The sequence below is a fragment of the Thermoanaerobacter wiegelii Rt8.B1 genome, from assembly GCF_000147695.2.
Lineage (GTDB): Bacteria > Bacillota > Thermoanaerobacteria > Thermoanaerobacterales > Thermoanaerobacteraceae > Thermoanaerobacter > Thermoanaerobacter ethanolicus.
On the sequence record NC_015958.1, the window covers coordinates 1,495,818 to 1,520,869 of the forward strand.

Genomic DNA, 25,052 nt, shown 5'->3' on the forward strand with positions numbered 1-25,052 from the left:
ATTTAATTAAACACTTTATATATTTCGACATGTATTTTAAAAATTCCTTCTTAAGCCTTTTTTAACTTCTTTTCCCTACATTATTTTTTTGAATACTTCTATTTACAATATCTTTAAATCTTTCATAGCTATTGACCCAATCAAAAACTACATCACTGGATACGGTGGCAAAATGTTTACGGGCACATTCAATTTTGGCTTTTTCCACATCGGTTAAATTAATTCTTTCTTTTTCAAATTTTGATTCCACAATAAAATACAACTTTGCCTTATGATCATCAACTTTATGTATTATTGCCCAGTCAGGAGTATAATTTCCATAAGGGGTTTCAATGACAAGTCCTCCCTTTTTCAATTTTGTAAAGAGAAGAACATCAGGATCTTCATCAAGGCTTCTTGCAAATTCATACTCCCCATGACTATCTACACGGATATCTGGAGAGCTTTTCGGTATTCTTCTTTTGTTTTATATGCTTTTTTAGCACTTTCATTTAGCATCCATTGTTCAATTTCATCCACAGCAAAAATATTCTTCTCTTCAAACACAACCCCTTCTAAAACTTCATATTCTATATTTTTAGCCTGGAATTCATTCAATTTATTTTGAAGAATCTTAATTACTTCATCCAAAATCTCCTGTTTTTGCAATAAAATTTTATTTTCTAAAGCTGAATAAATTCTGATTAAAGCTTTCCTTGGTAAGAAAGTTTGATGCATGAGATAATTTATTATTTCAAAATCACTTTTATTATTTTCTATTTCTTCTATTCCAAGATTAATTGTAAATTTAGCAGGATCATGTATTTGCAACTCATTTGATTTTTTGAAATCTATACATCCTGTTGCTATTTCATATTGACGATAAATAAATTTATTAGTTAGATGTTTATTGATTTCTTCTATACTTTGTTTAATAAATTCCTCTTTATCAATGTTTACATGGTAAATTGTTCTTTTGTTTATTCGTTCACGTAATTCTGCTAAAAGCTTTTGAAATTCTTTTTCCGTTACAAAACTGTGATATCCATTTTCCACAGGTTCTTCATCACCATTTTTAATCTCAATTCGCTTACTTCCTTTTGCTTTCATATTTTCTATAAATTTCTCTTTAATAGCTTCTTGATATTGTTGTAAACTTGAATTTGTAAATTCATGATATATTATCTCTGCTGCATCTTTCGTTAGTTGGTTAGTTTTAGCATTAATAATTCCAGTATTAATAAGTTCAGTCCTAAAAGCTTCCACTGTATCTGCTACAAGAAATTCCTCTGGCATCCCCGGCATCTGCCAAGGTTTGGTAAATAACTTCAAAAGTAACTTCTTCCTGATCTAATCCTTCCTCCAATCTAAAATCTTTTTGCAAGGCTTCAGCGAAGTGATCGTAATAGTCATTGGCAATTACAGTCAAAACATTTATTTCACTGTCAAAACATCGGTTTCCATAAATATCCACCGGCAGTCGCAAGTCTCGTCCTATTTCCTGCTATATGTCTAAGCTGTAAGTCGGAAGAAGAACTGCAGAACAAATAATAGACGAAATCGGCACGAATATGGAACAGTTCCCCTCTGCTGCCCATTTGTATTCTTGGGCAGGGCTGTGTCCAGGTCATAATGAAAGTGCTGGTAAACAAAAGTCTGCCAGAACTCGAAAAGGTAACCAAAAATTGCGAAGCTCTCTTATTGAAGCCGCCAGGGCTGCCTCAAGGGCAAAAGATACTTATCTCTCAAGTCAGTACCACCGCATCGCTGCTCGAAGAGGAGCAAACCGAGCAGCAGTTGCAGTGGCACATAGCATTTTAATTATAGTTTATCATATTCTCAAACGAAAGCAACCATATATTGAATTAGGTCCTACTTATTATGAAGAGAAAAAGCGTAATATGATTATTCGTCAATCTTTAAAAAAGCTAGAGTCTTTAGGTCTTAAGGTCACGGTCGAATCTGCAGCGTCTTGACTTTTAATTTAACTTTATTAACCATTCATTTATCCCATATTTTTACATCAGTATGGGTTTAGTTCTTTGTTGCCTTTTTGAGAGACACTATTTTCAGGATAGGTAGGCTAAAAACTCATTTCGCCTTTGCCATACATCACAAAGCATCTCCGTACTATTTTCAGGATAGGTAGGCTAAAAACACTGCTATGATGTAATGGTGTAAAAGTCAATATATTTTTGTACAAAAAATGTACTAAGATGCATTCGAAGAACTGTTAAAATATTCAACTTTTGACTTTAATCTATATGAAGGCCCTTTTATTGATATAACATGCGAATGATGAAGTAATCTATCCAATATTGCATTGGCTAATGTTGCTGATCCAAATACTTCTGCCCAATTAGAAAAGGGCATATTAGTTGTAATAATAGTACTATGCTTTTCATACCTTTTAGATATTAGCTGAAAAAATATATTTGAAGCATCTGTGTCTATTGGTAAATACCCTACTTCGTCTATTATTAACACTTTATACTTTGAAAAATGTTTTAATCGGATCTCTAAACGGTTTTCTGCTAATGCCTTTTTTAATTGAGACATTAATTCTTGAAAATGAATAAAATATGTAGAATATAATGCCCCCATTTGTCAAGACAATTTTTTTAAAAATCTAAGTTAGATTTTTGCACCTCCTTTATTTTGATAATTTTATATAAAATGTAAGTTAGATACACAAAGTGAAGTTATTTGTGTGTTTAGATTTATCACAATTAGTGCATACCATTTTAGATATTTGGACAGCTATGTCAAACATCAACATCTTAGTGATCTACAAGTTGTATATTACTGATGCATCAAGGCATGGAATGAAAAGTTCACCACAGGGAACATGTGATAAATGCCACAGATTTAGCCAGCTTGCACAAGAGTATTAGGTTTTCCGTAGTAATATTCAGCAGGTGTTCTATTCCCTAATGACTGGTGTGGTCTCTTATTGTTGTAATATTCAATATACTCTTGTGTTATTTTTCTTAGCTGATGCCCAGTTTCACAATCTTCCAAGTACAGCTTCTCCCATTTGTAGCTCCTAAAAAATCGTTCTATACGTTGATTGTCTAATGCTCTGCCAAAACTCACCATAGATATTTTGATATTATTTTCTTTCAGCAAATTTATATAATCATCACAGGTAAACTGTGAGCCTTGATCACTGTTCATGATTTCTGGAGCTCCATGCTGCTTTATGGCTTTCTTTATTGTATCAATAACAAATGTATGTTCAAGTGTATTAGACAGCCCATATCCTACAATATACCTAGATTACCAGTCTATTATGGCTACCATGTACATAAAGCCTCGTTTCATCCGACAATATGTTATATCTATTGACCATACTTGATTAGGATGATCAATGTTTAACCCTTTTAATAAGTATGGATAGAAATATTTGCTATGCAGTCTCTTACTAAGATTTGGCCCAGGGTAGAATCCGTGTATGCCCATTTCCCGCATATAGCGGCGAGTTCTTTTACGGTTGATAAGAATTCCATAATCCCTCCTTAGTATAGTTGTCATTCTGCGATAGCCATATTCGGGATGGGCTGTATAAACCTCATCAATTATGCGCTTAATCATGTATTCTTCATCGCTTGTTGGAACAGACTTGTAATAAAGGCTTGTACGATTAATGCCTAAGAGCTCAGCCTGTCTGCTGATACTAAGCTTTTTATCACCCCTATCAATCATTTTCATGCGTTCCTCACGAGATTTAGAATTGGCCAGATTTTTTTTTAAGCCAGGCATTCTCATAAGAGAGCTGCCCTATTTGTTTTAATAATTCCTCCTTCTCCTTTTCATATGATCTTTTGACCTTTTCTAACTCGTCGGTTTCTTTGCTAAATACCTTTGCTGCATTATTGATAAATTCTGCTTTCCAGCGACTAATCATATTCGGATGTATTTCATATTCAGCAGCGATTTCATTAAGCGTTTTTTCTTCTCGTAATGCCTCTAATACAATTTTGGCTTTTTGTTCTGGTGTAAAATTTCTTCTCTTATTCATAACTATATTCTAACTTATTTTTGCCTTTTTGTCTGTCTAGTTTTCTGGTATCATTATACATATAGAGCATCTAACACTTTTTTCTCCTGATTTAATCAGGTTTAAGTACATATCTATATTATTTTTTATGTTATTTAATCCAAGTTCTTCTAAATTGTTTAATAGCTTAATATAGTTACTCACATTTTCACCTACCTCTGCAATAATTTATCTAATTCTATTAAGTATTATTTGTACATATTTGTTCAATATCTTCTCTATTTTTGATGAGATTTTCCATTAATTCTCTATAATGAGATTCATGATAGTTTATCTTTTTATCACTTAATATATGGACAGATATCAAATCTGTGTTAAAATATACATGTAACTCATTTTCTACTGTTTTAAGAGTTACAGTTTTGTTTATATATTTTGGAGGGACTGAGTATCTACTCCCTTTGTAATATATCATAGAATCTTTATGGACAGTTGCTTTTTGCTCGAAGTTCATATAACTTTCTATGATATCATTAGTTGGTAGCGGAGATAGATACTCCTTTTCTTTTTGGAATAATATTATCGGTTGTATCCCTGTTGATTGATTTGTGGATTGATTAACCTTTTTGTTTATTTCATCAATTATCTTTATTAAATCTTCTTCATTTTCAAATTCACCATTGTATGGCAGTAACCAATCAATAAATTTATTAGATGATTCCACCTTTCCTTTGGTATATGAATGTCTTGGTTTACATAAGCGTATCTTAAAGCCAAAATCATTTGCAAATGCTTTTATTTTATTATTTATCTTCCTCCCATCGTTTGTTATATCAACTACTGTTTTCATATTGTCAAAAAGTATTTCCTCCGGAACACCTCCTGTAGCTTTAAATGCGTTTATCAAGCATTCAACTACATCTTGTTGAGTTTTTGCTTTCCTATATTCAAAGTAGCAATATCTTGAATATCCAAGTTTATAGTTAAATACATTAACAACGAATTCTTCTCCATATCTCGAAACTAATTTTATGTCTTCCTTCCAATCTACCTGGGCCTGTTTTCCCGCAGGAGTTTCAAATCGTGGATGACCACTTGCTTTTTTAGTAGGTTTCAGCCCCTTTCTCTTTACATATTTGTTGAAATTAGAATATGTCCCAATATCATAATTTTTAGAAACAAAGTATTCATATACTCCCTTTACCGTAACCCCCTTTATTTCAAGCTTTGCTTTTATTTCATCATAGTATTTATCTAATTTACTTTGTTTATTTCTTGTTTTTGGCTTGCCTTCATATCCTTCATAATACTTTTTAACAGTTCTCCTATCTACTCCATATTCTCTTGCTAATTCTGAAAAATTAGGTTTTATCTCCATAGCTTTAAATATACTAATTTCACCTAATAGATTTTTCATTTTTGGTATCCCTCCTACAAACAGAAGGATACCAAATTTATGTACAAATTTGTACATTTTTATTTTCCACTTTTCGTACATTCTTATTTTATCATTTACAGGCTAAAAACTTTTCTAAAGCAGACTTGTATCGACTAGAAGGGGAGAGTTTCAATTCCTTATAGGTAGGCTAAAAACGAGGCTGGGCTTTTCAACGCTGCGACAGGTGGTACAAGTTTCAATTCCTTATAGACTCCCATGCCGCAAATGCGGCACCAGCAGAGGATGAAAATGTCCTTTTTTGATGATATAATCAGTACAGCGGCTGGTGAAGAAAGGTCGTTCTTACCTTGGTGCTTTGAGCCCGACTCATAGACAGACTCCAACGACCAGGTGCACCACAGATTGTTGCTCCCTTTACGGGAAGCACGCAGGATAGAATAACCCCTTATGGTTGTTGCACCAGCTCTTCAATTTTACAGTCGCTATCGTTCAAATTTTAAAAAAAGGAGTTGGCTCTTTCATGGATTTAGTTTACTCTCACGTTTGCGGATTAGATGTCCATAAAAAGAATGTCGTAGCTTGTATAATAACACCAGAAGGTAAAGAAATCAGTACTTTTTCAACTATGACCGATGACCTTATTGCATTAAAAGAATTTATTAAAGCTAAAGGTTGTTCTGTTGTTGCTATGGAAAGTACCGGCTCTTATTGGAAACCTATTTACAATCTACTTGAGCTTGAGAGCATTAAAATCCTACTCGTCAATGCTAAGCATATTAAAAATGTCCCTGGTAGAAAAACCGATGTAAAAGATGCTGAGTGGATAGCAAGTCTCTTACAACATGGCCTTTTGCAAGGCAGCTTTGTGCCAGATCGTGAACAAAGAGAACTTCGCGAGCTTGTACGCTATAGAAAAAGCCTCATTGAAGAAAAATCAAGAGAACTTAATCGCATACAAAAGGTTTTAGAAGGAGCTAATATCAAACTGTCTTCCGTAGTCTCTGATATCAACGGGGCATCCAGTCGTTCTATACTTGAGGCTATTATAAATGGTGAAGAAAATCCCGAAACCCTGGCTGAGCTTTCTCAAGGCAAGCTAAAAAATAAAATGGATGAACTAAAACGCGCTTTAAAAGGCTTGATCAATCATCACCAAAGGATGCTTCTGGAAATACAGCTTAGACACATTGATTACCTTGATGAAGAAATAGCAAAATTAGACGAAGAAATTAAAAATCGAATGCTCCCTTTTGAAAAAGACCTGGCACTGCTGGATACAATCCCTGGAGTCGGAAGAAGAACTGCAGAACAAATAATAGCCGAAATCGGCACGAATATGGAACAGTTCCCTTCTGCTGCCCATTTGTGTTCTTGGGCAGGGTTGTGTCCAGGTCATAATGAAAGTGCTGGTAAACAAAAGTCTGCAAGAACTCGAAAAGGTAACCAAAAATTGCGAAGCTCTCTTATTGAAGCTGCCAGAGCTGCCTCAAGGGCAAAAGATACTTATCTCTCAAGTCAGTACCACCGCATCGCTGCTCGAAGAGGAGCAAACCGTGCAGCAGTTGCAGTGGCACATAGCATTTTAATTATAGTTTATCATATTCTCAAGCAAAAGCAACCATATATTGAATTAGGTCCTACTTATTATGAAGAGAAAAAGCGTAATATGATTATTCGTCAATCTTTAAAAAAGCTAGAGTCTTTAGGCCTTAAGGTCACGGTCGAATCTGCAGTGTCTTAACTTTTAATTTAACTTTATTAACCATTCATTTATCCCATATTTTTACATCGGTATGGGTTTAGTTTTTTGTTGCCTTTTTGAGAGACACTATTTTCAGGATAGGTAGGCTAAAAACATGTTAGGAGTAGAAGACAAGTATCAGGAGAACGACATCTTTCAATTCCTTATAGGTAGGCTAAAAACAATGGTTAAGTTGTGTTTTGTGAAGTAAAGGCCCTGCTTTCAATTCCTTATAGGTAGGCTAAAAACTTGAGCAAAAAGAATTTTTAGCTTTTGTGGATTACAGCTTTCAATTCCTTATAGGTAGGCTAAAAACTACCATCCTCAATTGCGTAAACTTCAAGTGGGTACATCTTTCAATTCCTTATAGGTAGGCTAAAAACTTTTAAATCAAACATCTTCCACCACCCCTCCTATATCTTTCAATTCCTTATAGGTAGGCTAAAAACCAAGCATTGGTAATGTTATACCTATCGCAAGTGCATCTTTCAATTCCTTATAGGTAGGCTAAAAACGCAAAAATATCGTGACAAATTCTACAAAGTTGCATTCTTTCAATTCCTTATAGGTAGGCTAAAAACACATTGAAATTACAGATAAACCAAGCATTATCCCTTCTTTCAATTCCTTATAGGTAGGCTAAAAACGAGGGCTAGCAAGCCCTTTTTATTTTATGTTCATGACTTTCAATTCCTTATAGGTAGGCTAAAAACTCTGTTAGCCATATATTATCTTTTGAGGAAATTTGTCTTTCAATTCCTTATAGGTAGGCTAAAAACGCACAGGCAGGAAGAAAGTTTGTCATACGTGAGAACTTTCAATTCCTTATAGGTAGGCTAAAAACGTCCCGGCAAAGATGCGGACAAGTGGATGCCAAACTCTTTCAATTCCTTATAGGTAGGCTAAAAACTGTGTGACGATGTCTTTTACGATAGCGCCCAAAGTTCTTTCAATTCCTTATAGGTAGGCTAAAAACTACGAAATGCTACTACAACTAAAGGACGATATATCCTTTCAATTCCTTATAGGTAGGCTAAAAACACGTTATAGCAGAACCAACGCCAGAAATAACACCATCTTTCAATTCCTTATAGGTAGGCTAAAAACCGAAAGCTGGCTTCATTATAGCACCAAATGTCATATCTTTCAATTCCTTATAGGTAGGCTAAAAACCAAATTCCCTTAAATCTTCATCTTTTACTAGTCGCACTTTCAATTCCTTATAGGTAGGCTAAAAACGATGGAATAAAAGGGAAGAAAGAAAAGTATATTGGAGTCTTTCAATTCCTTATAGGTAGGCTAAAAACTCAAGGGTGGGATAAATATGACAGACTTCATATATACTTTCAATTCCTTATAGGTAGGCTAAAAACTTGTATGGCCCTTCGGGGCCTCTTTTTTTATGCCTTCTTTCAATTCCTTATAGGTAGGCTAAAAACAATAAAAGAGTAAAGAATATAAGAATATATGCATATACTTTCAATTCCTTATAGGTAGGCTAAAAACTTGGTAGGCGAAGACGGATTCGCCTACATAGACGATGCTTTCAATTCCTTATAGGTAGGCTAAAAACTCTGTTTAGTTTTTCTCTGCTTATCTCAGATAAAAACTTTCAATTCCTTATAGGTAGGCTAAAAACCAATTTTGTTTTTTAATTCATCTGACAGTGTGTGTACTTTCAATTCCTTATAGGTAGGCTAAAAACGTATTATCTTTAAAAGCCTCGGCAAACTTCCATATTACCTTTCAATTCCTTATAGGTAGGCTAAAAACTCGGCATCAAGTGTTAGTTGTAAAATACCATACCCATCTTTCAATTCCTTATAGGTAGGCTAAAAACTATTGTAGACGAAATGTCAATGGTGGGGAATGATGCTTTCAATTCCTTATAGGTAGGCTAAAAACGTATGCACTATATGGCGGTCACAGGAGCAAAAAAACTTTCAATTCCTTATAGGTAGGCTAAAAACCAATTTTCCTTTGTTCTTCTTTCCTTCTAGCTAGCTTTCAATTCCTTATAGGTAGGCTAAAAACCAAAAATATATTTAAAGCCATTAAAAAGCTTGCAGACTTTCAATTCCTTATAGGTAGGCTAAAAACTATTTAGCCTCCCCTCTTATATAGTCTCCTATCCAGCTTTCAATTCCTTATAGGTAGGCTAAAAACTTGTTGAGCCAAGGTACTGTACGGAACTGTACTGTGCTTTCAATTCCTTATAGGTAGGCTAAAAACTTAGGATAATTAAGGCTATTGAAGAAGAAGAAAACAACTTTCAATTCCTTATAGGTAGGCTAAAAACCAACAACATCAGGAACAGCTACAGTAACAGCTTCATGCTTTCAATTCCTTATAGGTAGGCTAAAAACAAGATGATGAAATTGAAATATACATAGATAAATTCGTCTTTCAATTCCTTATAGGTAGGCTAAAAACTATAAATGTGTGGAATGCTCAAGAAAGAGCATTTTACTTTCAATTCCTTATAGGTAGGCTAAAAACTTATAAGCTTTTTGAGGTTTATGTCAGACGAGCTACTTTCAATTCCTTATAGGTAGGCTAAAAACCTATACCGCAAATATAAGGCGGTGGCATAGATGTACTTTCAATTCCTTATAGGTAGGCTAAAAACTCGGCCATCTTCTATATTGATTAGCCACTGCATCCCAGCTTTCAATTCCTTATAGGTAGGCTAAAAACGAGAATTAGAATTATACAAAAGCATTTATAAAAAGTCTTTCAATTCCTTATAGGTAGGCTAAAAACCCACAATCTTATACCTTGCCATTTTAACCCTCCCTTCTTTCAATTCCTTATAGGTAGGCTAAAAACCCATTATAATCAAATATAATAAAGAACAAATTTTTCTTTTTTCATCTTATCTGTCAAGTATTTTAACTTTATTATACCATATTGTTTGACAAAATCAACTATTTTCTAAAATTGAAAAAATAATTTGTCGTCGATCCTCAACATTTTTTGCATTATCTTAGGTCGACGACAAATTTATATTAATCAATATTCTTACCTTACTTTTCCTTTAATACCTCTAATATTTCTCTTAAAAGTTTTACTTCCTCTGATGGTTCAGGTGGTGTTTGTTCTTTTTCTTTTGCTTTTCGCTGTCTAATAGCATTCATAGGAGCTACTATGAAAAAATATATGGCTGCAGATACGATAATAAAGTTAACAACAGCATTAAGGAAATTACCTATGGCTATTGGTCCTAATTTAAGGGCAGAAAAATCAGGAGCTCCAAATATTGCTCCAATCAGTGGAGTTAAAACATCCACAACTAATGAATTTACTACTTTGTTAAAAGCTGCACCTATTATTACAGCTACTGCTAAATCCAAAACATTTCCACGCATAATGAATTCTTTAAACCCTTTTAACATATTTTTCTCCTTTCAACAAGTGATTGATTGTCCACACTTTATATTTTATCACTAAAATGTTAGTTGTTAAGTCAAAAAATTGGCAAAATAATACACCACAAAGTTATCTCCCTTCAGTTCAATAACTATCTACTTTCCTACACTCCTCTAACCCAAAACGCTATTGCCAATGCAATTCCCCATAAAACTACAAAATTCTTTACTTTCTTATTGTCAAACCTTTGTGATACTTTTGCTCCCCAATATCCTCCTAAAGCAAATCCTATCATCAGAATAAAAGCAAAAGGCCATACTACTTTTCCACTAAAGAGTAAAACTAAACCGGAAGTGACATTTATAAAAAGTGAAAGAAGGTTTTTTATACCATTTGCTGTGTGTATATCAGTAATACCTGCTATGCCTAAAGTGGCAAGCATTAAAATGCCAATACCTGCTGCAAAATATCCTCCATAAAGAGAAGTAAGAAATTGAAGTATAAAAACAAATACTAGTGATTTTTTCTTTATATCTTCTCCTTCCTTTAGATTAAATTTATTTATTCTGTCATTTAATGCTAAAATTATGGTCGCAAATAAAACCAAAAAAGGTACGACAAAATTAAAAACCTTGTAAGGAGTTATCATAAGAAGATATGCTCCTAAAATACCTCCAAATAACGAGGGAAATATTAAAATCTTCAAAAGATGCTTTGTCTTAACGAGTCTTTCTTTAAAGCCCCATGCACCTGTGACAGAACCAGTCCACAGAGCAACTGTATTTGTTATATTGGCAGATAGAGGATTTACACCAACCCATACAAGGGCAGGAAAGGTTATTAAAGTGCCACCTCCTGCTATAGCATTAGTAGCTCCTGCTAAAATAGAAGCCACTAAAATTATTACGTAATTACTCATTAGATTATCTCTCCAAATTCGTCAAATTTAAATCTATAGGCTCTTGGTAGTAAATCTTTCTCTGGGTCTTTGTAACCTATCGCTATTATCATAGGTACCATTTTTTCTACATCTATCCCTAAAAACTCCTTCATCTTTTCTTCACTAAAACCATCCATAGGATGGGTCTCAAGGCCATAAACTCTTGCAACTATCATTATATTCATTGCAAAAAGTGCAGTATCTCTTATGGACTTTCTTTTAGCTTGCTCCATGTCTTTCCACACTTCAAGGACCCTTTCTTTTGCTGATTCTCTCCTTTCTTTTGGCATATACCCCAGTTCTACAGAACTGTCTAAAACTCTGTCTATATGTTCAAAAGCTGTTTTTGGATTTGCTATTAAGACAATTACAGCCGATGCATCTTCCACTTTTTGTTGGTTAAAACAGATTTCTTTGAGAATTTTCTTTTTTTCTTTGTACTTTACAACTATGACCTCCCAAGGCTGAAGATTATTAGCTGAAGGCGCTGTAGCAGCTACCTCAAGGACTTCTTTTATAAGGTCATTGGATATTTCTTTTGTCGTGTCAAAAAATGTGATAGACCTTCTCTCTGTTATAAGTTTCTGGCATTCTTTCATACTTATACACTCTCCTTTTTTTAATCCAGAATTACAAAACTAACCTAAAAATGGTATGCCAGTTTTTAAAAAATGCCGATAGTAGATTTATATTCTCCACAAAAGTATGAAATCCTTCCTGCCTTTTTGAAAAAAGATTTAGAACAAACTCTTTTGAGTTATAATCGAAATAACAACGAATTTTTGCATATTTTTAATTTGTTTACTTTTTCATCCCCAAAACGTCTTTATTAATGAAAAGCTATAAGGAGGAGGGGTTAATGTGGCAGGATTTGTACAAAGCTGCATTCTATTATTTACTTAAATTGGGTGTACCACAGGCTGATGCTGAAGACATAGCTCAAGAAGCTCTGCTTTCCACATACTTGCATTTAGACGGCATTCAAGAGGGAAAATTAAAAGCTTATGTGCTGACAGCAGCACGAAACAAATACACTGATTTTTTGCGCAAAACTAAAAAAGATGTGACAGTTTCTATTATAGATGTCTTTCCTCAAAGTACCTTTTCAGAGTTTCAACAGATTGAAAATAAAGAAGTAATAAAAAAAGCAGTTAATAGGCTTACTCCCAATGAGCAAAAGCTCTTTTACCTTAAATTCATATTAGAAATGTCAAATGAAGAAATTTCCTCTTACTTAAAAACCAATTCCAATACAGTAAAGACAATGGTATGGAGACTAAGAAAAAAATTAAAAGAATATTTAAAAGAGGAGGAGAAAAGTTAAATGGGATCAGATTTAAATAAGCCAATAGGCGATATACCTTTTGACGAAAAAGCTTTTTTGCGCAAAGCTCGTTTTAAAAGCATACTTCGCATAATAATAATTTCTTTAATTATCGCCATAGGTGCTTTTGTATTAACCTTCATAGTTCCCGAAATGATGCTGCAGAATCAAGAAAACCGCATAGATAGCTTTTATCCGGATATTATTAAATTTACAGAACCTAATACCTTCGCAATTTCAGGAGAAAGTTATAATGTCAGGCTATTCGGGCGGCAAAAAGAATATTATCTTTTAAGGTTAATAGGAAATAAGCCTTATCCTGCCGGAATAGTCACAGTTGATTTTGATATCTGGGGAGGAGAGCAATTTAAAGGAGACAAATCTTTTTGTGTTATCGAAACTGACCATATAATCCCTTATTCCAAAATCTCCACAGCCATACCAGAAGGTACAAAAGAATACCTTGCTCCTTATGCCGTGCCAAAATTAAAATTTTACAATCCCGCAGTAAAATACGATAAAGTTATAAGAGAGTTTGATGTACTAAAAAATATACCTAACGATAATCTCGTTGAAATGGCTTTATCTTTTGACAGGCCTTTAACCCTCAGCGAAATTAAAACTATTATACCTGAGGATTTAAAGCTAATGTGGGGTGCCGTTTTAGTTTATGAAGAAAAAGATTATAAGCAAAGAAGCTATCTTGCAGAAAGATTGGTTGGAAACCCATATGTTAATAGCCTTAATGGCGAAAAAGAATTTTTAAAAGAACTGGAACGACTTAGTAATGTACAAAGTTATTCTTCAACTAATCTAAAAAGGACAGTGAATTTCTTAAAGGAAAACGGGATAAAATACTACGGCGTCGTCGTAGTGGGACACCCCGAATCTTTGCAAGAACTATCTTCTAATTCAATTATCACAGGAGCAGTTTTAGGAATAGTAACAGAACCATATTAAATTTCTTACTAACATTTTTTCACCTACATAAAGAGGTAATATACTACTTATAATCAAAATATTTTTCCAAAAATTTTTCTTTATCCCAGCTATGGTCTTTTGCTAACTGCTCCTCTGTTACATTGAAATAATCATATCTTACATTATCCCCTTGGTCTGGAACAGGGTCATCCCATGTAACATCTACGTAACTGATTTTGCCGTCAATTCTTATCATATTCCAAGCATGAGGCATAGACCCACTATAATTAAAACCTGTACCAGCTACTCCAATGCTATCAATCCCAGCTAATTGAGCAAGTAAATTAAAAGCTGCAGCATATCCTTGGCACACCCCTACTCCTTTTATCAAAACTCCATAAGCAGTATAAGATTCTGGTGGTATAGTGTTATTTATTAAATTTTCATAATCATATTTAGTATTCTTTACAATGTAGTCGTGAATTGCTTTGACTTTATCTATATCAGACATATCCGGTTTTATTATTTGGCTAATAATTTCTTTAGCTTTAATATATACTTCATCTTTCATTTTTTCCAATTTATCTTTAGGATATATATATTCAAATTTTATACTTACTTTACTTATGACATTGTTAAAACTATTTGCAGAAATAGTCCACTTATTAGCATAGCCAATTTCAGGATGATGTGCCAATATCAGATCTACAATATCCGATATACTGTTTAATATATCATTAACTGTACCACTACTTCTTACAGAATTGTAGAAAGAATTGCTAAGGGTAAAAGTTATCTCATCTTCATTGTTTTCAAGAGCATTTTTAATTAAAAGATACAAATCTTTTTCACTGGTTATATTAGAAGATGAAAAAGTATTAGTTTCGCTAACTGTGTTTTTTGGTGCAGTTATTGAACTTACCCTTGTTCTTTGGTTGGAAGAATTGATTATTATGTGCCCATTATCGTATATTACTTCATCTCCAAGGGTTTCACCAACAAATCTTAAAGGCACATAGGTATAACCGTTTATAATTTGTGGTGCTACAATAAGCTCATAACTTTTTCCATTAACTTTTGCAATTTTGTGGCCAATTATAAGTTGTACAGTCGTTTCGCCGCGAAAGGCTGTAACCGTTTTAGTTTTCTCTTCCCAGTTTACCTTAGCACCTAATGCTTCAAAAAATGCCCGCATAGGGACTAAAGTTGTGTCGTTTTTTATAACAGGCTTTTGTTCAAAAACTACATTTTGGCCATTAATTGTAATTGTTATATTTGCCGCTTGTGCTGAAATAGGAATTAATATAGAAAAGGCTACAAAAACTAATAGTATTAAAGATATCTTTTTAAGCATTATATATCACCTCTGAACTTTCTAGAGACTAATATTAAACTATACAACAATATTTCTCTATCTCTTTAATAATTATACTAAATCTCAGAAAACTTTTTTATGAATAATTCAACAAAAAAGGATATAAATTATTGACGAGGGTTTGTTTCGTATGTTATAATAAAAAGCGCGCAGGGGAGTAGCTCAATTGGTAGAGCAACGGTCTCCAAAACCGTGGGCTGCGGGTTCGATTCCTGTCTCCCCTGCCATTATTGAAAAGTTAATGTTTCCAGCAAACGAACCCTCTCAAAAAATCCGAAGTTGTTGGGAGGGGTTTTATTATTCCTAAATCGCTACCATTCAGAAATTTAAAACTAATAAACTTATCTTAACGTTAATTTTACGGTTCTTCTGGTATAATTATCCATGCAATTAAATAAGCTAAAAGTCCAGTTCCCCAAAATATTATTAGAAATGCCCAAATGAGTCTTATAATTGTTGGGTCTACATTAAAATACTCTGCTATTCCTCCACATACGCCTCCTATCATTCTTTGTGTTCTTGAGCGATAAAGTTTTTTTGACATTATACACACTCCTTAATTTTTTATTTTCTTCTCTAATATGACCTTCAAATACCAATTTTTTGTGGCCTTTTTACAACACCTCTTCCTCTTAAAATTAATATACCAGAGTATTATTACTCTTGCAAACAATTTATTTGTGATAAAATATAATTAAAAATAACCAATTTGGGAGGTATCATCGTGAAAAGCTATAGAAAAGAGTTGTGGTTTGAAACAAAAAAGAGAAGAGAATTTATAAACATTACACCTCTTATAGAGGAATGCGTTAGGGAAAGCGGAATCAAGGAAGGGCTTCTTTTATGTAATGCAATGCACATTACCTCAAGTGTTTTTATAAATGACGATGAACCAGGCTTACATAAAGATTTTGAAAATTTTTTAGAAAAATTAGCCCCCGAAAAGCCCTATGACCAATATTATCACAACACATATGAAGACAATGCAGATGCTCATTTAAAGCGCACAATAATGGGAAGAGAAGTAGTAGTAGCAATAACAGATGGAAAATTAGATTTTGGTCCATGGGAACAAATCTTTTACGGTGAATTTGATGGAAAAAGAAAAAAGAGAGTGTTGGTGAAAATTATAGGTGAATGATAAATCTCCAGTTTCCCGGAGATTTATAATGTCTTCTTATAATCCTCATTACTTATTTTATCAGTTTCTTCTACATAGCCAGCATTTTCATCGTCATAGTCATCGTCATAATTATCCAAGCCACTTTTTGTTTTATTAAACCGTGCAACTTCTTGATAAGAATCCTCAGCATCAAATTGAATTTCACCTTTTAAATCCTTATACCCCCATCCAAAGGGGTATTTTATCATTCTTTCTTCATTAGGTCTTGAATTTTTTAAATCATTAAGTTCTAAGTCATTATTTTTAGCACACTCTGCACAAAGAGCAGTATAAGGAAGGGCTTCTAAACGTTCTTCTTCAATTGGCTTATGGCAGTGAGTGCATATGCCGTAAGTACCCATTTCCATTCTTTTAAAAGCATCTTCTACTTGCCTTAAAATATGTTTTTCGTTATCTTTAAGAGCATAATTTTTCTCTACTTCATAAACTTCAGAGCCAAAATCTGCCGGATGATTATCCAAAAGAGAAAGTTCTTGATAATACTCTCTCTGTGCAATTCCGCCAATGCCATCATTGTAATTCATTTGATTTATAGTACTTAAGACCCTTTCCTTTTCTTTTAATAGTAATTGTCTAAAGTGTTCCAGCTTTTCACTATCCATCATACCAACTCCTATCTAATATAGCTTTTGATTTACAATCTTAACTATGTCAGCTATGATACTGCCAATTAAAGGTAAATTCAACACCACCAATTTTTGAAGAATATAAAGAACTATCGCGCCAAGTATTGTAAAACCTACCGCTATTCCAAAACCTCTTGCTACCCCGCCTATAAAGTTTAGCCACAAAAGCCTATACGGGCTTTGCATAAGCTCGACGTAATCAGCAATTTTCATCTTCTCCATCATCTCTGACATTTGGTCCAACTGCTTTTTTATTGCAGTTAACATAATATTATTATTGTTTTTATATTCGTCTTTATTCAAGACTTTTTCCTCCTCACATTTAATTTTTCCAGTATCGTTTTCTTTATTACTGTAAAATAAAGCCTTTATAAAGGTTTATTTATTCATTAGAAAAAATATGCAATTAATCTTGCATTTAATAATAGTTTACCTCAAAATGTACTTCAAGTGAAGTGTTATTGACTTTTAATTTTTTACATATTATCATTAATTTAAAGCACAAATTGTGGGAGTTGATAAAATGGATTTAAGTTTTAAAACAAAAGTAGTACATATAGGAAATCAAGTAGATAAAGAAATCCCTCCAATGCCAAAAACTCTTCCTATCTATCAAACTTCCGTTTTTACATTTGATACATTAGAGGAAGTTTATGACTATCTCGATGGAAACCCTTCAAGGTATATGTACACGAGACTTGGAAATCCTAATCAAACTGCTGTAGAAGAGTTAATTGCCAATTTAGAAGGGGCAGAAGCAGGACAATCTTGTTCGTCAGGAATGGCGGCAATTTCTTCAGCTTTATTGGCAGAAGTGAATGCAGGAGACCACATAATCGCGGCAAAAGATATATACGGTGGTACAAACAGCCTTTTCAAGGCAGAATTTAAAAGACTTAATATTGATGTAACTTTAGTGGATTTCTCCGATTTAGAAGCTGTTGAAAAAGCTATAAAGCTAAATACTAAAGTAATATACATGGAAATCATGACAAATCCTCTCATAAGAGTTTTTGACATAGTAGAAGTTGCAAATATCGCAAAAAAACACAATATAAAATTGATTGTTGACAATACCTTTACAACCCCTTATTTGATAAAACCAATTGAATTAGGAGCTTACGCTGTAATACACAGTGCAACAAAATACATTAACGGCCACAGCGATGTCATCGCCGGACTTATAGCAGGCAATAAAGAATTTATCTCTCGTACAAAAAGAATTACGCAAAACTTTGGCGGTTCAATGAGCCCCTTTGACGCATGGCTGACTTTAAGAGGAGCAAAAACTCTATTCTTAAGAATGAGAGAACACTGTAAAAACGCAATGGAACTGGCTAAATTCTTAGAAAGCCATCCAAAAGTCAAAAAAGTGTATTATCCCGGACTTCCTTCTCATCCTGACTACAGCGTTTCAAAGAAGTTGTTTAAAGATGAGTTTGGAGGTATGTTAAGTTTTGAAATAGAAGGTGGAGAACCTGAAGTAGATAAGTTTATGCAAGGGCTTAAACTTGTTAAATTTGCTCCTTCACTGGCAGGAGTACAAACCATGATAACTCATCCAAAATCCACTTCCCATAGGTCTCTCAGCAAGGAAGAATTAAACTCATTAGGAATTTCAGAAGGACTTATAAGAGTTTCTGTTGGAATAGAGGAAATAGAAGATATTATAAATGACTTCAAACAAGCTCTTGACAAAGTATAATAAAAGAAGTTTAGGGCTTTCCCTAAACTTCTTTTATGTGCGCCCGGCATGGGCGATAACTAGGCGGTGAAAGTCCGCTGTGGGCTTGGTAGTGGGAACCACTAGCCAGAAGCAAGGGTGTCCATCGTGAGGTGGAATCTGAAGGAAGCTTAAGGCAAAATCTCGGTCTGATGAACAAGAACCAGATAAGAGGCTGAATTGGGATGGATGAGTTTGCGTAACAAAACGAAGTCCAACACTACCCGAATCCCATCCAGTATATCTGGCAGATATGTGAGATGAAAGTTATCGTTTTTACCCGGGGAGGTCTCAAGGATAAGTCATGGGAGTGAACTCTGAAATGACAACCCATACAGTGATGTATGGCTGGACCTTGAGAAGTCAGCAGAGGTCATAGTACTTATCTAGTCATGAATAGATAAGGAAGGACCGAACATTAGGAGGTTTTGGAAATCTTATGAACTCGAGAGATATGCGAAGACTGCAGACAACTCAACAAAGAGGCTATCCGTTGGAGGGAGAAATGGAATTTCAAAAGACAACGGAAGTGCATAGTATATCACCGGCGTCAGAAGATAGAAGAAACGATGTACAAAGATATACCAGCAATATGATTGAGATGATAGTAGAACGAGAGAACATGAGATTAGCATACAAGCGAGTCGTTGCAAATAAAGGGAGCCATGGAGTCGATGGGATGGAAGTAGATGAACTTCTACCGTATCTCAAAGAGAAATGGCCAACCATAAAGCAACAATTGCTGGAAGGGAAGTATAAACCACAGCCAGTGCGAAGAGTAGAAATTCCCAAACCAGATGGAGGAGTAAGACTACTAGGAATACCTACAGCACTAGATAGGCTAATACAACAAGCAATAGCCCAAATACTAAATAGAGTCTACAACCATACATTTTCCGATAGCAGTTATGGATTCAGACCAGGACGCAGTGCAAAAGACGCAATAAAAGCCGCAGAAGCATATATAAATGAAGGATACGCATGGGTTGTAGATATGGACTTAGAAAAGTTCTTTGACAGAGTAAACCACGACATAATAATGTCCAAACTAGAAAAGCGGATAGGAGACAAAAGAGTACTAAAGTTAATACGAAGATACTTAGAATCAGGAGTAATGATAAACGGAATCAAAGTATCAACAGAAGAAGGAACGCCGCAAGGAGGGCCACTAAGTCCGTTATTAGCAAATATCATGTTGGACGAATTAGACAAAGAACTTGAAAAACGTGGGCATAAATTTTGTCGATATGCAGACGACTGCAACATATATGTAAGAAGCAGGTCTGCAGGAAACAGAGTAATGAAGAGCATAAAGAAATTCATAGAAAGCAAATTAAAACTAAAAGTCAACGAAGCAAAAAGTGCTGTAGATAGACCCTGGAGAAGAAAATTTCTTGGATTTTCATTCTATACAAAAGAAAATGAAGTGAGGATAAGAATCCATGAAAAATCCATCAAAAGGTTTAAGGAAAAAGTAAGAGAAATAACCAATCGGAACAAGGGAATAAGCATGGAATGTCAATTCTCAAATTAAATCTCCAAAGATTTTCAAATTATAATGGCATTTTTTAAGTGCATAAAAGTATTTTTTCTCAAATTATTACAGCCTGATTAAAAATTTTTTTCACTTTCCAAGAGCATTACCGCCAAAATATGTTAATATCTGTTATTGAAATTTTATTTAATTAATATATAATAAAATTGAGAGTAACACAAAAAGTGCTACTCTCATAAACTGATTTCATTTTGTGCCTGGTATATTACTTCTTCGTCTATTTCTCTTAGCCTTTTAGAATACGCATAGAGTAAAGAAGCTGTTACCAGGTTATTTATTATCCTTGGGAGCCCTTTTGTTAGGGAATATATTGCTTCATATGCTGATGGTGTAAATATATCATCCATCATTCCGGCTATTTTCATTCTTGTTTTTATATAATCTTGAATTTCTTCTTTTTTTAGCCCTTGCATCACATACTTTATAGAAATTCTTTGCCTTAGTGCACTGTTTACATTGAGAGCTAGTTTGTTTCTTATGTGTGGTTGTCCTGAAAGTATCAATATATACGGGTTTTGAGAATCCATATTAAAGTTAAATATTATTCTCAAATCTTCAAGAACATCATTAGAAACCAGTTGTATTTCATCTAATATTATGACAGGAGTTATTTTCTGGCTATAGTAAAGTTCTGTTATCGCTCTTTGTATCTGGTAAAAGAGCGTTACTTTTTTGTATGAGGGTGTTTCGCCTAAAATCATAGCCAATGCTTGATAGAATTCTCTCACTGTAAGTGTAGATAAAGCGAAATAACATGGTTTAAATGTAGAACGGTTGAGGCTTTCAGCATATCTTCTTAATGCAGTAGATTTACCTGAACCGGCCTCCCCAACGATAAGTCCTATACCCCTTGTTTCTTGTAAATATTTTAACCTGGCATTTAATTCAGCAATGTCTTCACTTATGTAAAGGTCGTTTACACTTATCTCTTTAGAAAATGGATTAAATTTCATTCCAAAATATTGGGTAAACACTTTAAGGCACCTCTCTTTCAATCAATGATATCGTTAAAAGAGATTACTTTATGCTTGGTAAAATCACTTATTTCTTCATTTTCGTTTACGTCATTTTTGCCTTTTATATACGCAGCAGGAATTTTAGCATTCTCATGAAAGTTCACTTTATACGCTTCCCCCACTTTTTTGCCCTCATAATAAAGTAGAAGCGGTGTATTATCCTTAAGCCACTCAGGGTCATATCTGACTTCTAAGTGCATATTTTTAAACTTTTCTTCTGTTTCATAAAGTATATTTTCCACTTTAAGTGTAGCATCCTTATTTACCTTACGATTTACTCTTATGAGAAAACATTCATTCAACATATCTATGTTACACATATTTATTCTTGATATTTGTGACATGAAAAAATCTAAAGGACTCATGCCAATACTGCTGTGTTCTTTTCTGTTGTAATCTTCCTCCAGCCATTTAAAAAACATCATGTTGAGTTCATCTATACTCTTTACGGAGGTAGGATCTATTGTGCTTAAGAATCTCATTCTCACCGTATGAAAGAATCTTTCTATTTTTCCTTTTGAATGAGGTGAAAAAGGCTCAGCGTGAATAAGAGATGTGCCTAGTGAAGCACAGATATATTCCAATTGAGTGCTTCTATATATCTTTCCGTTGTCAGTGTAAAGCATTTTGGGTATCCCCCTTCTTAGCACCGCCTCTTTAAATGAGTCTCTTAAAGCTAAAAAATTCTGGGTATAGTAAAAGCGAGCATAGGTACAAAGCCTTGAAGCATCATCTATATATGCAATAAGGTACGTTTGTCTTTTTGTTTTACCTTCTTTAATATATGGCCCATACATGACATCAGTTTGCCACAGTTCATTGATGTATTCATGGGAAAACCTCTTTGTTTTACCCTCTTTTTCTTTATCTAGAGATTTTACAGGAATGTTTTTCAAAAACCTATAGAATGTCGAAAGGGATACTTTATCCGGTGATATTATTCCTTCTCCTATCAATGTCTCATAAAGAAGTTTGTTGGGCATTTCAGGATGTTCAAGCTTCTTTTGCTTTATTCTCTCTGAAAGTTCAAAGTCTATCTTTCTGTATTTGCCTCTGTCACTTCGATAACCCGGCTTTAACGCTTCTATACCACCTCTTAAATACTGATACAGCCACCCTCTAAGTGTCTTAGGAGTATATCTTCTCATTCCAAGATAAGGTATCTCAATAGGTTTATCGGAAAGAGCATCAAAATATTCTTTCTGATTTTTTACCTGTCCGTTTAACACCGGACTTATCAGTGAAAATCTCTTTAATGCTATAGCTTCTCTCGCTTTTTCATCAAGCATTTATATGTTCCCCCTTCACTTTTTTGATTTCTTAATCGTAATTTTAGCTCATATCTGGGGGACATTAAAGGAAAAAGCTATGTTGCTAAGAAAAAATCAAAATTTTTATTTAAATCTTTCATGTTTAATGCTAAAATTATGTGAGAGGGGCCAGAAATGATTTTTGGCAATGGGCATAAAACCGTTGGGAAAAGAGTGGTACAATGTTTATTATGTCCAAAATCTCTCTGGCCCTCTCTCTTTGAGAACTAACCTCGAATAACTTTATGTAAGGGTCTATTTGCCTTAATCCATATATGATAAAACTTAAATTATTCATTATCCTTTTGGTGTAAAAATATATATGCTGTCTTGAAAATAGTATGGTAGGGAAGTTTCTTTTTAAGTCATTTATGAAAGAACTGAGAGTTTTTTCTCTTGTAAGTGTCTCTTTTAAAGACTTTACAATCATATTGAAAGAATACTGAAAATGAGGAATACAGAAATCAGGGAGGTAGGAAAGAGTCCTTTTGCACACAGGGCATATATACCTTCTTATGGCTATTTTTACACAGTTAGGTCCATCTAAATAGTAACGGTAGTAAAAACCGTGCTTTTTTAGTTTTACTCTGCACTTGCAGTCAGAATGAGGGCATCTGTCTGGTGGGTCAGGAAAATTGTAATCTTTACTTCTTTGCAAATATTCTTCAATGTTATCAACATGAAAAATTATTTGCATAAAACAACATCTCCAATTAAAAAATTAATGCTAAAAGAATGTGATGAATTTTTTTCACATTCCTTTAGCATTAATTTTATCACAAGATTATTTAATCTGAAAAATTTTATCGGTTTTGGGCTGAATTAATTTGAGAAATGACAATGGAAAACAGAATAAATAGACTAAATCAAATAACAACAGGATGGGTCAACTATTTTGGATTAGCAGACGCAAAAAGCATAATGAAAACCCTTGACGAATGGATAAGGCGAAGACTAAGGGCATGTATATGGAAACAATGGAAGAAGATAAAAACGAAGCATGATAACTTAGTAAAACTAGGAGTAGAAGATCAAAAAGCCTGGGAATACGCCAATACAAGGAAAGGCTATTGGAGAATTTCCAACAGCCCAACCCTGAACGCAACTCTTACAAACAAATACTTTGAAAGCATTGGATACAAGAGTTTAACAAAAAGATATCTAACTGTGCATTAGTTCCTAATGAACCGCCGTATACCGAACGGTACGTACGGTGGTGTGAGAGGACGCTGAATAAAGTAATTATTCAGCTCCTACTCGATATTTCATCTAGCGCTTCTAATACCTCTTCAACGTGTCCATCTACTTTTACCCTTCTAAATATTTTTCTCACAATTCCTTCAGAGTCAATGATAAAAGTTGACCTTTCTATTCCCATTTTCTTTTTGCCATACATGTTTTTCTCTTTGTATACCCCATATTCTGTAGACACTTTCGCATCTTTGTCACTTAGAAGAATAAAAGGAAGATTGAATTTTTCAATAAACTTCTTATGAGAAGTTTCATCATCTAAACTTATACCTATTACGACAGCATTTTTCTCTTCTATTGACTTTATGTTATCTCTAAAAGAAACAGCTTCTTTTGTACAACCTGGAGTGTTATCTTTTGGATAAAAGTATAAAACAACCTTTTTACCTAAAAAATCTGAAAGGGAAACTTGTTTTCCATCATGGGTATTTAAAGTAAAGTCAGGAGCCTTTTTACTTAGCTCTACCATGCTATCCCTACTTTCTAAAATTATTTTCTTTAGATAATTATTTTCTGTTACTTCTATTATATATTTTCTCACGCAAAATTTCAATAGCTTTTTATCTCTCTCATCAATTCTTCAAATTGGGAAAAATCAAGGGACTGTTCTCCATCAGATAAAGCTTTATCGGGCTCAGGGTGAACTTCCACCATTATTCCATCTGCGCCAGCAGCTATTGCAGCTTTTGCCATCGGTATAATTAAGCTTCTCTTTCCTGTACCATGGCTTACATCTGCAATAATAGGCAAATTTGAAAGTTCATGAATTACTGAAATTGCAGCAATATCCAGCGTATTTCGTGTATAAGTTTCAAAAGTCCTTATACCTCTTTCACACATGATGATGTTGGTGTTTCCTTCAACTGCAATATATTCCGCTGCATAAAGCCATTCTTCATAGGTAGCTGAAAATCCCCTTTTTAACAAAACAGGCTTTTTGGTTTTTCCTACTTCTTTGAGAAGCGAAAAATTCTGCATATTTCTTGAACCTATTTGAAGAACATCAGCATATCTTTCCACAATTTCAACATCTCTCACATCTAAAACTTCAGTTACAACTGGCAAATTAAACATATCTCCCACATTCTTAAGCATTTTAAGTCCATCAATCCCTAAACCTTGAAAAGAATAAGGAGAGGTGCGGGGTTTATAAGCTCCTCCTCTTAAAGCATTTGCGCCACAGCTTTTAACTTTTTCTGCTGTTTTTACTAGCATTTCTTCATTCTCAACAGCGCAAGGTCCCGCTATTATTAGTTTATCTTTTCCAACAGTTATATCTCCTATTTTTATTGATATTTTATTATTTTTGTCGCCAATTATTTTAAGGTCCATTTTCATCA

The 25,052-nt window shown here is 33.9% G+C and carries 22 protein-coding genes, 1 tRNA gene, 5 pseudogenes and 1 CRISPR repeat array; of the genes and pseudogenes, 9 read left to right on the top strand and 19 right to left on the bottom strand.

What is annotated here, in order from left to right; translation table 11 throughout:
• Positions 1-61: 61 nt before the first annotated feature.
• From THEWI_RS14855 to THEWI_RS14865, 3 genes are read right to left on the bottom strand one after another with little or no spacing between them, the layout of a single operon-like run.
• A complete protein-coding gene (locus tag THEWI_RS14855; protein WP_341853102.1) occupies positions 62-454 on the bottom strand; it encodes a restriction endonuclease in 393 nt (130 codons plus the stop codon).
• Positions 424-1,275: a hypothetical protein gene (locus tag THEWI_RS14860; RefSeq protein ID WP_244262182.1), complete on the bottom strand. Its 852-nt coding sequence runs from the start codon at positions 1,273-1,275 to the stop codon at positions 424-426. Before THEWI_RS14860 ends, THEWI_RS14855 begins: the two co-directional genes overlap by 31 nt.
• The gene (locus tag THEWI_RS14865; RefSeq protein WP_244262183.1) at positions 1,232-1,465 is read right to left on the bottom strand and encodes a hypothetical protein; all 234 of its coding nucleotides are present in this window, start codon (positions 1,463-1,465) and stop codon (positions 1,232-1,234) included. The genes THEWI_RS14860 and THEWI_RS14865 overlap by 44 nt, the downstream gene beginning before the upstream one ends.
• A 37-nt stretch (positions 1,466-1,502) precedes the next feature.
• Here THEWI_RS14865 and THEWI_RS07450 point away from each other — a divergent pair.
• A pseudogene (locus THEWI_RS07450) lies at positions 1,503-1,955 on the top strand (transposase); the annotation flags it as partial.
• 235 nt (positions 1,956-2,190) lie between these two features.
• Here the strand turns inward: THEWI_RS07450 and THEWI_RS07455 are convergent.
• The 4 genes and pseudogenes from THEWI_RS07455 to istA form a co-directional block, all read right to left on the bottom strand.
• A complete protein-coding gene (locus THEWI_RS07455; protein WP_083820897.1) occupies positions 2,191-2,583 on the bottom strand; it encodes an ATP-binding protein in 393 nt (130 codons plus the stop codon).
• Between the two features lie 264 nt (positions 2,584-2,847).
• Positions 2,848-4,000 (bottom strand): annotated as a pseudogene (locus THEWI_RS07460) (IS3 family transposase).
• A 36-nt stretch (positions 4,001-4,036) separates the two neighbouring features.
• Positions 4,037-4,183 (bottom strand): hypothetical protein, encoded by a 147-nt coding sequence (locus tag THEWI_RS14200; protein WP_279625586.1) that lies wholly within the window; start codon positions 4,181-4,183, stop codon positions 4,037-4,039.
• Between the two features lie 37 nt (positions 4,184-4,220).
• Positions 4,221-5,396 carry an IS21 family transposase gene (gene istA, locus THEWI_RS07470; protein WP_014062983.1) on the bottom strand — a complete coding sequence of 392 codons (1,176 nt, stop codon included), beginning with the start codon at positions 5,394-5,396 and terminating at the stop codon, positions 4,221-4,223.
• Positions 5,397-5,898: 502 nt separating this feature from the next.
• Between istA and THEWI_RS07475 the strand changes: the two genes are divergently transcribed.
• The gene (locus tag THEWI_RS07475) at positions 5,899-7,119 is read left to right on the top strand and encodes an IS110 family RNA-guided transposase (RefSeq protein ID WP_014062984.1); all 1,221 of its coding nucleotides are present in this window, start codon (positions 5,899-5,901) and stop codon (positions 7,117-7,119) included.
• Positions 7,120-7,272: 153 nt separating this feature from the next.
• A CRISPR array of direct repeats spans positions 7,273-9,948; the repeat unit is 30 nt; unit sequence CTTTCAATTCCTTATAGGTAGGCTAAAAAC.
• A 197-nt stretch (positions 9,949-10,145) separates the two neighbouring features.
• Here the strand turns inward: THEWI_RS07475 and mscL are convergent.
• The 3 genes from mscL to THEWI_RS07490 all read right to left on the bottom strand — a co-directional run bounded on the left by mscL (position 10,146) and on the right by THEWI_RS07490 (position 12,027).
• Entirely contained in the window at positions 10,146-10,514 is a 369-nt protein-coding gene (gene mscL, locus THEWI_RS07480) for a large conductance mechanosensitive channel protein MscL (RefSeq protein ID WP_003869602.1), read from the bottom strand.
• 137 nt (positions 10,515-10,651) lie between these two features.
• Positions 10,652-11,407, bottom strand: coding sequence for a sulfite exporter TauE/SafE family protein (locus tag THEWI_RS07485; RefSeq protein ID WP_014062985.1), 756 nt, complete (start codon positions 11,405-11,407; stop codon positions 10,652-10,654).
• Entirely contained in the window at positions 11,407-12,027 is a 621-nt protein-coding gene (locus THEWI_RS07490) for a nitroreductase family protein (RefSeq protein WP_014062986.1), read from the bottom strand. The genes THEWI_RS07485 and THEWI_RS07490 overlap by 1 nt, the downstream gene beginning before the upstream one ends.
• 260 nt (positions 12,028-12,287) lie before the next feature.
• Here THEWI_RS07490 and THEWI_RS07495 point away from each other — a divergent pair, with 260 nt between their 5' ends.
• Complete coding sequence (locus tag THEWI_RS07495) at positions 12,288-12,752, top strand: RNA polymerase sigma factor (protein ID WP_014062987.1); 465 nt, start codon at positions 12,288-12,290, stop codon at positions 12,750-12,752.
• A complete protein-coding gene (locus tag THEWI_RS07500; protein WP_014062988.1) occupies positions 12,753-13,712 on the top strand; it encodes a sigma factor regulator N-terminal domain-containing protein in 960 nt (319 codons plus the stop codon).
• 43 nt (positions 13,713-13,755) lie between these two features.
• Here THEWI_RS07500 and THEWI_RS07505 read toward each other — a convergent pair whose 3' ends face one another.
• Entirely contained in the window at positions 13,756-15,027 is a 1,272-nt protein-coding gene (locus THEWI_RS07505; RefSeq protein ID WP_014062989.1) for a stalk domain-containing protein, read from the bottom strand.
• A 172-nt stretch (positions 15,028-15,199) separates the two neighbouring features.
• Between THEWI_RS07505 and THEWI_RS07510 the strand changes: the two genes are divergently transcribed.
• A tRNA-Trp gene (locus THEWI_RS07510) sits at positions 15,200-15,275 on the top strand.
• 134 nt (positions 15,276-15,409) lie between these two features.
• On the opposite strand, the pseudogene THEWI_RS07515 reads toward THEWI_RS07510, so the two are convergent.
• A pseudogene (locus THEWI_RS07515) lies at positions 15,410-15,592 on the bottom strand (PspC domain-containing protein); the annotation flags it as partial.
• A 180-nt stretch (positions 15,593-15,772) separates the two neighbouring features.
• Here THEWI_RS07515 and THEWI_RS07520 point away from each other — a divergent pair.
• Complete coding sequence (locus THEWI_RS07520) at positions 15,773-16,189, top strand: secondary thiamine-phosphate synthase enzyme YjbQ (RefSeq protein ID WP_003869608.1); 417 nt, start codon at positions 15,773-15,775, stop codon at positions 16,187-16,189.
• A 23-nt stretch (positions 16,190-16,212) separates the two neighbouring features.
• On the opposite strand, the gene THEWI_RS07525 is transcribed toward THEWI_RS07520, so the two are convergent.
• Both THEWI_RS07525 and THEWI_RS07530 read right to left on the bottom strand, forming a co-directional pair.
• On the bottom strand, positions 16,213-16,833 hold the full coding sequence (locus THEWI_RS07525) for a TraR/DksA C4-type zinc finger protein (protein WP_041589216.1): 621 nt from the start codon (positions 16,831-16,833) through the stop codon (positions 16,213-16,215).
• A 15-nt stretch (positions 16,834-16,848) separates the two neighbouring features.
• The gene (locus THEWI_RS07530) at positions 16,849-17,160 is read right to left on the bottom strand and encodes a DUF5665 domain-containing protein (RefSeq protein ID WP_014062991.1); all 312 of its coding nucleotides are present in this window, start codon (positions 17,158-17,160) and stop codon (positions 16,849-16,851) included.
• A 220-nt stretch (positions 17,161-17,380) separates the two neighbouring features.
• Between THEWI_RS07530 and THEWI_RS07535 the strand changes: the two genes are divergently transcribed.
• Both THEWI_RS07535 and ltrA read left to right on the top strand, forming a co-directional pair.
• Positions 17,381-18,562 carry a trans-sulfuration enzyme family protein gene (locus THEWI_RS07535; protein WP_014062992.1) on the top strand — a complete coding sequence of 394 codons (1,182 nt, stop codon included), beginning with the start codon at positions 17,381-17,383 and terminating at the stop codon, positions 18,560-18,562.
• A gap of 457 nt (positions 18,563-19,019) precedes the next feature.
• Positions 19,020-20,096, top strand: a pseudogene (ltrA, locus tag THEWI_RS07540) (group II intron reverse transcriptase/maturase); the annotation flags it as partial.
• Between the two features lie 212 nt (positions 20,097-20,308).
• Here ltrA and THEWI_RS07545 read toward each other — a convergent pair.
• The 3 genes from THEWI_RS07545 to THEWI_RS07555 all read right to left on the bottom strand — a co-directional run bounded on the left by THEWI_RS07545 (position 20,309) and on the right by THEWI_RS07555 (position 23,158).
• Positions 20,309-21,109, bottom strand: coding sequence for an ExeA family protein (locus tag THEWI_RS07545; RefSeq protein ID WP_014062504.1), 801 nt, complete (start codon positions 21,107-21,109; stop codon positions 20,309-20,311).
• Between the two features lie 17 nt (positions 21,110-21,126).
• On the bottom strand, positions 21,127-22,440 hold the full coding sequence (locus THEWI_RS07550; RefSeq protein ID WP_014062546.1) for a DDE-type integrase/transposase/recombinase: 1,314 nt from the start codon (positions 22,438-22,440) through the stop codon (positions 21,127-21,129).
• 136 nt (positions 22,441-22,576) lie between these two features.
• A complete protein-coding gene (locus tag THEWI_RS07555) occupies positions 22,577-23,158 on the bottom strand; it encodes a DUF6431 domain-containing protein (protein WP_014062373.1) in 582 nt (193 codons plus the stop codon).
• Positions 23,159-23,295: 137 nt separating this feature from the next.
• On the opposite strand from THEWI_RS07555, the pseudogene THEWI_RS07560 reads away from it, so the two are divergent.
• Positions 23,296-23,637, top strand: a pseudogene (locus THEWI_RS07560) (group II intron maturase-specific domain-containing protein); the annotation flags it as partial.
• 70 nt (positions 23,638-23,707) lie between these two features.
• Here THEWI_RS07560 and bcp read toward each other — a convergent pair.
• Positions 23,708-24,181 (bottom strand): thioredoxin-dependent thiol peroxidase, encoded by a 474-nt coding sequence (bcp, locus tag THEWI_RS07565; protein ID WP_041589331.1) that lies wholly within the window; start codon positions 24,179-24,181, stop codon positions 23,708-23,710.
• Between the two features lie 80 nt (positions 24,182-24,261).
• Positions 24,262-25,044 carry a 3-deoxy-7-phosphoheptulonate synthase gene (aroF, locus tag THEWI_RS07570; RefSeq protein ID WP_083820924.1) on the bottom strand — a complete coding sequence of 261 codons (783 nt, stop codon included), beginning with the start codon at positions 25,042-25,044 and terminating at the stop codon, positions 24,262-24,264.
• Positions 25,045-25,052 lie beyond the last annotated feature (8 nt).

Coding starts and splice junctions, on each gene's coding strand:
- THEWI_RS14860 (WP_244262182.1), bottom strand. CDS start 1,275: ATGCCAGAGGAATTTCTTGTAGCAGATACAGTGGAAGCTTTTAGGACT.
- THEWI_RS07455 (WP_083820897.1), bottom strand. CDS start 2,583: ATGGGGGCATTATATTCTACATATTTTATTCATTTTCAAGAATTAATG.
- istA (WP_014062983.1), bottom strand. CDS start 5,396: ATGAAAAATCTATTAGGTGAAATTAGTATATTTAAAGCTATGGAGATA.
- THEWI_RS07475 (WP_014062984.1), top strand. CDS start 5,899: ATGGATTTAGTTTACTCTCACGTTTGCGGATTAGATGTCCATAAAAAG.
- mscL (WP_003869602.1), bottom strand. CDS start 10,514: ATGTTAAAAGGGTTTAAAGAATTCATTATGCGTGGAAATGTTTTGGAT.
- THEWI_RS07485 (WP_014062985.1), bottom strand. CDS start 11,407: ATGAGTAATTACGTAATAATTTTAGTGGCTTCTATTTTAGCAGGAGCT.
- THEWI_RS07490 (WP_014062986.1), bottom strand. CDS start 12,027: ATGAAAGAATGCCAGAAACTTATAACAGAGAGAAGGTCTATCACATTT.
- THEWI_RS07495 (WP_014062987.1), top strand. CDS start 12,288: ATGTGGCAGGATTTGTACAAAGCTGCATTCTATTATTTACTTAAATTG.
- THEWI_RS07500 (WP_014062988.1), top strand. CDS start 12,753: ATGGGATCAGATTTAAATAAGCCAATAGGCGATATACCTTTTGACGAA.
- THEWI_RS07505 (WP_014062989.1), bottom strand. CDS start 15,027: ATGCTTAAAAAGATATCTTTAATACTATTAGTTTTTGTAGCCTTTTCT.
- THEWI_RS07525 (WP_041589216.1), bottom strand. CDS start 16,833: ATGGATAGTGAAAAGCTGGAACACTTTAGACAATTACTATTAAAAGAA.
- THEWI_RS07535 (WP_014062992.1), top strand. CDS start 17,381: ATGGATTTAAGTTTTAAAACAAAAGTAGTACATATAGGAAATCAAGTA.
- THEWI_RS07550 (WP_014062546.1), bottom strand. CDS start 22,440: ATGCTTGATGAAAAAGCGAGAGAAGCTATAGCATTAAAGAGATTTTCA.
- THEWI_RS07555 (WP_014062373.1), bottom strand. CDS start 23,158: ATGCAAATAATTTTTCATGTTGATAACATTGAAGAATATTTGCAAAGA.
- bcp (WP_041589331.1), bottom strand. CDS start 24,181: ATGGTAGAGCTAAGTAAAAAGGCTCCTGACTTTACTTTAAATACCCAT.
- aroF (WP_083820924.1), bottom strand. CDS start 25,044: ATGGACCTTAAAATAATTGGCGACAAAAATAATAAAATATCAATAAAA.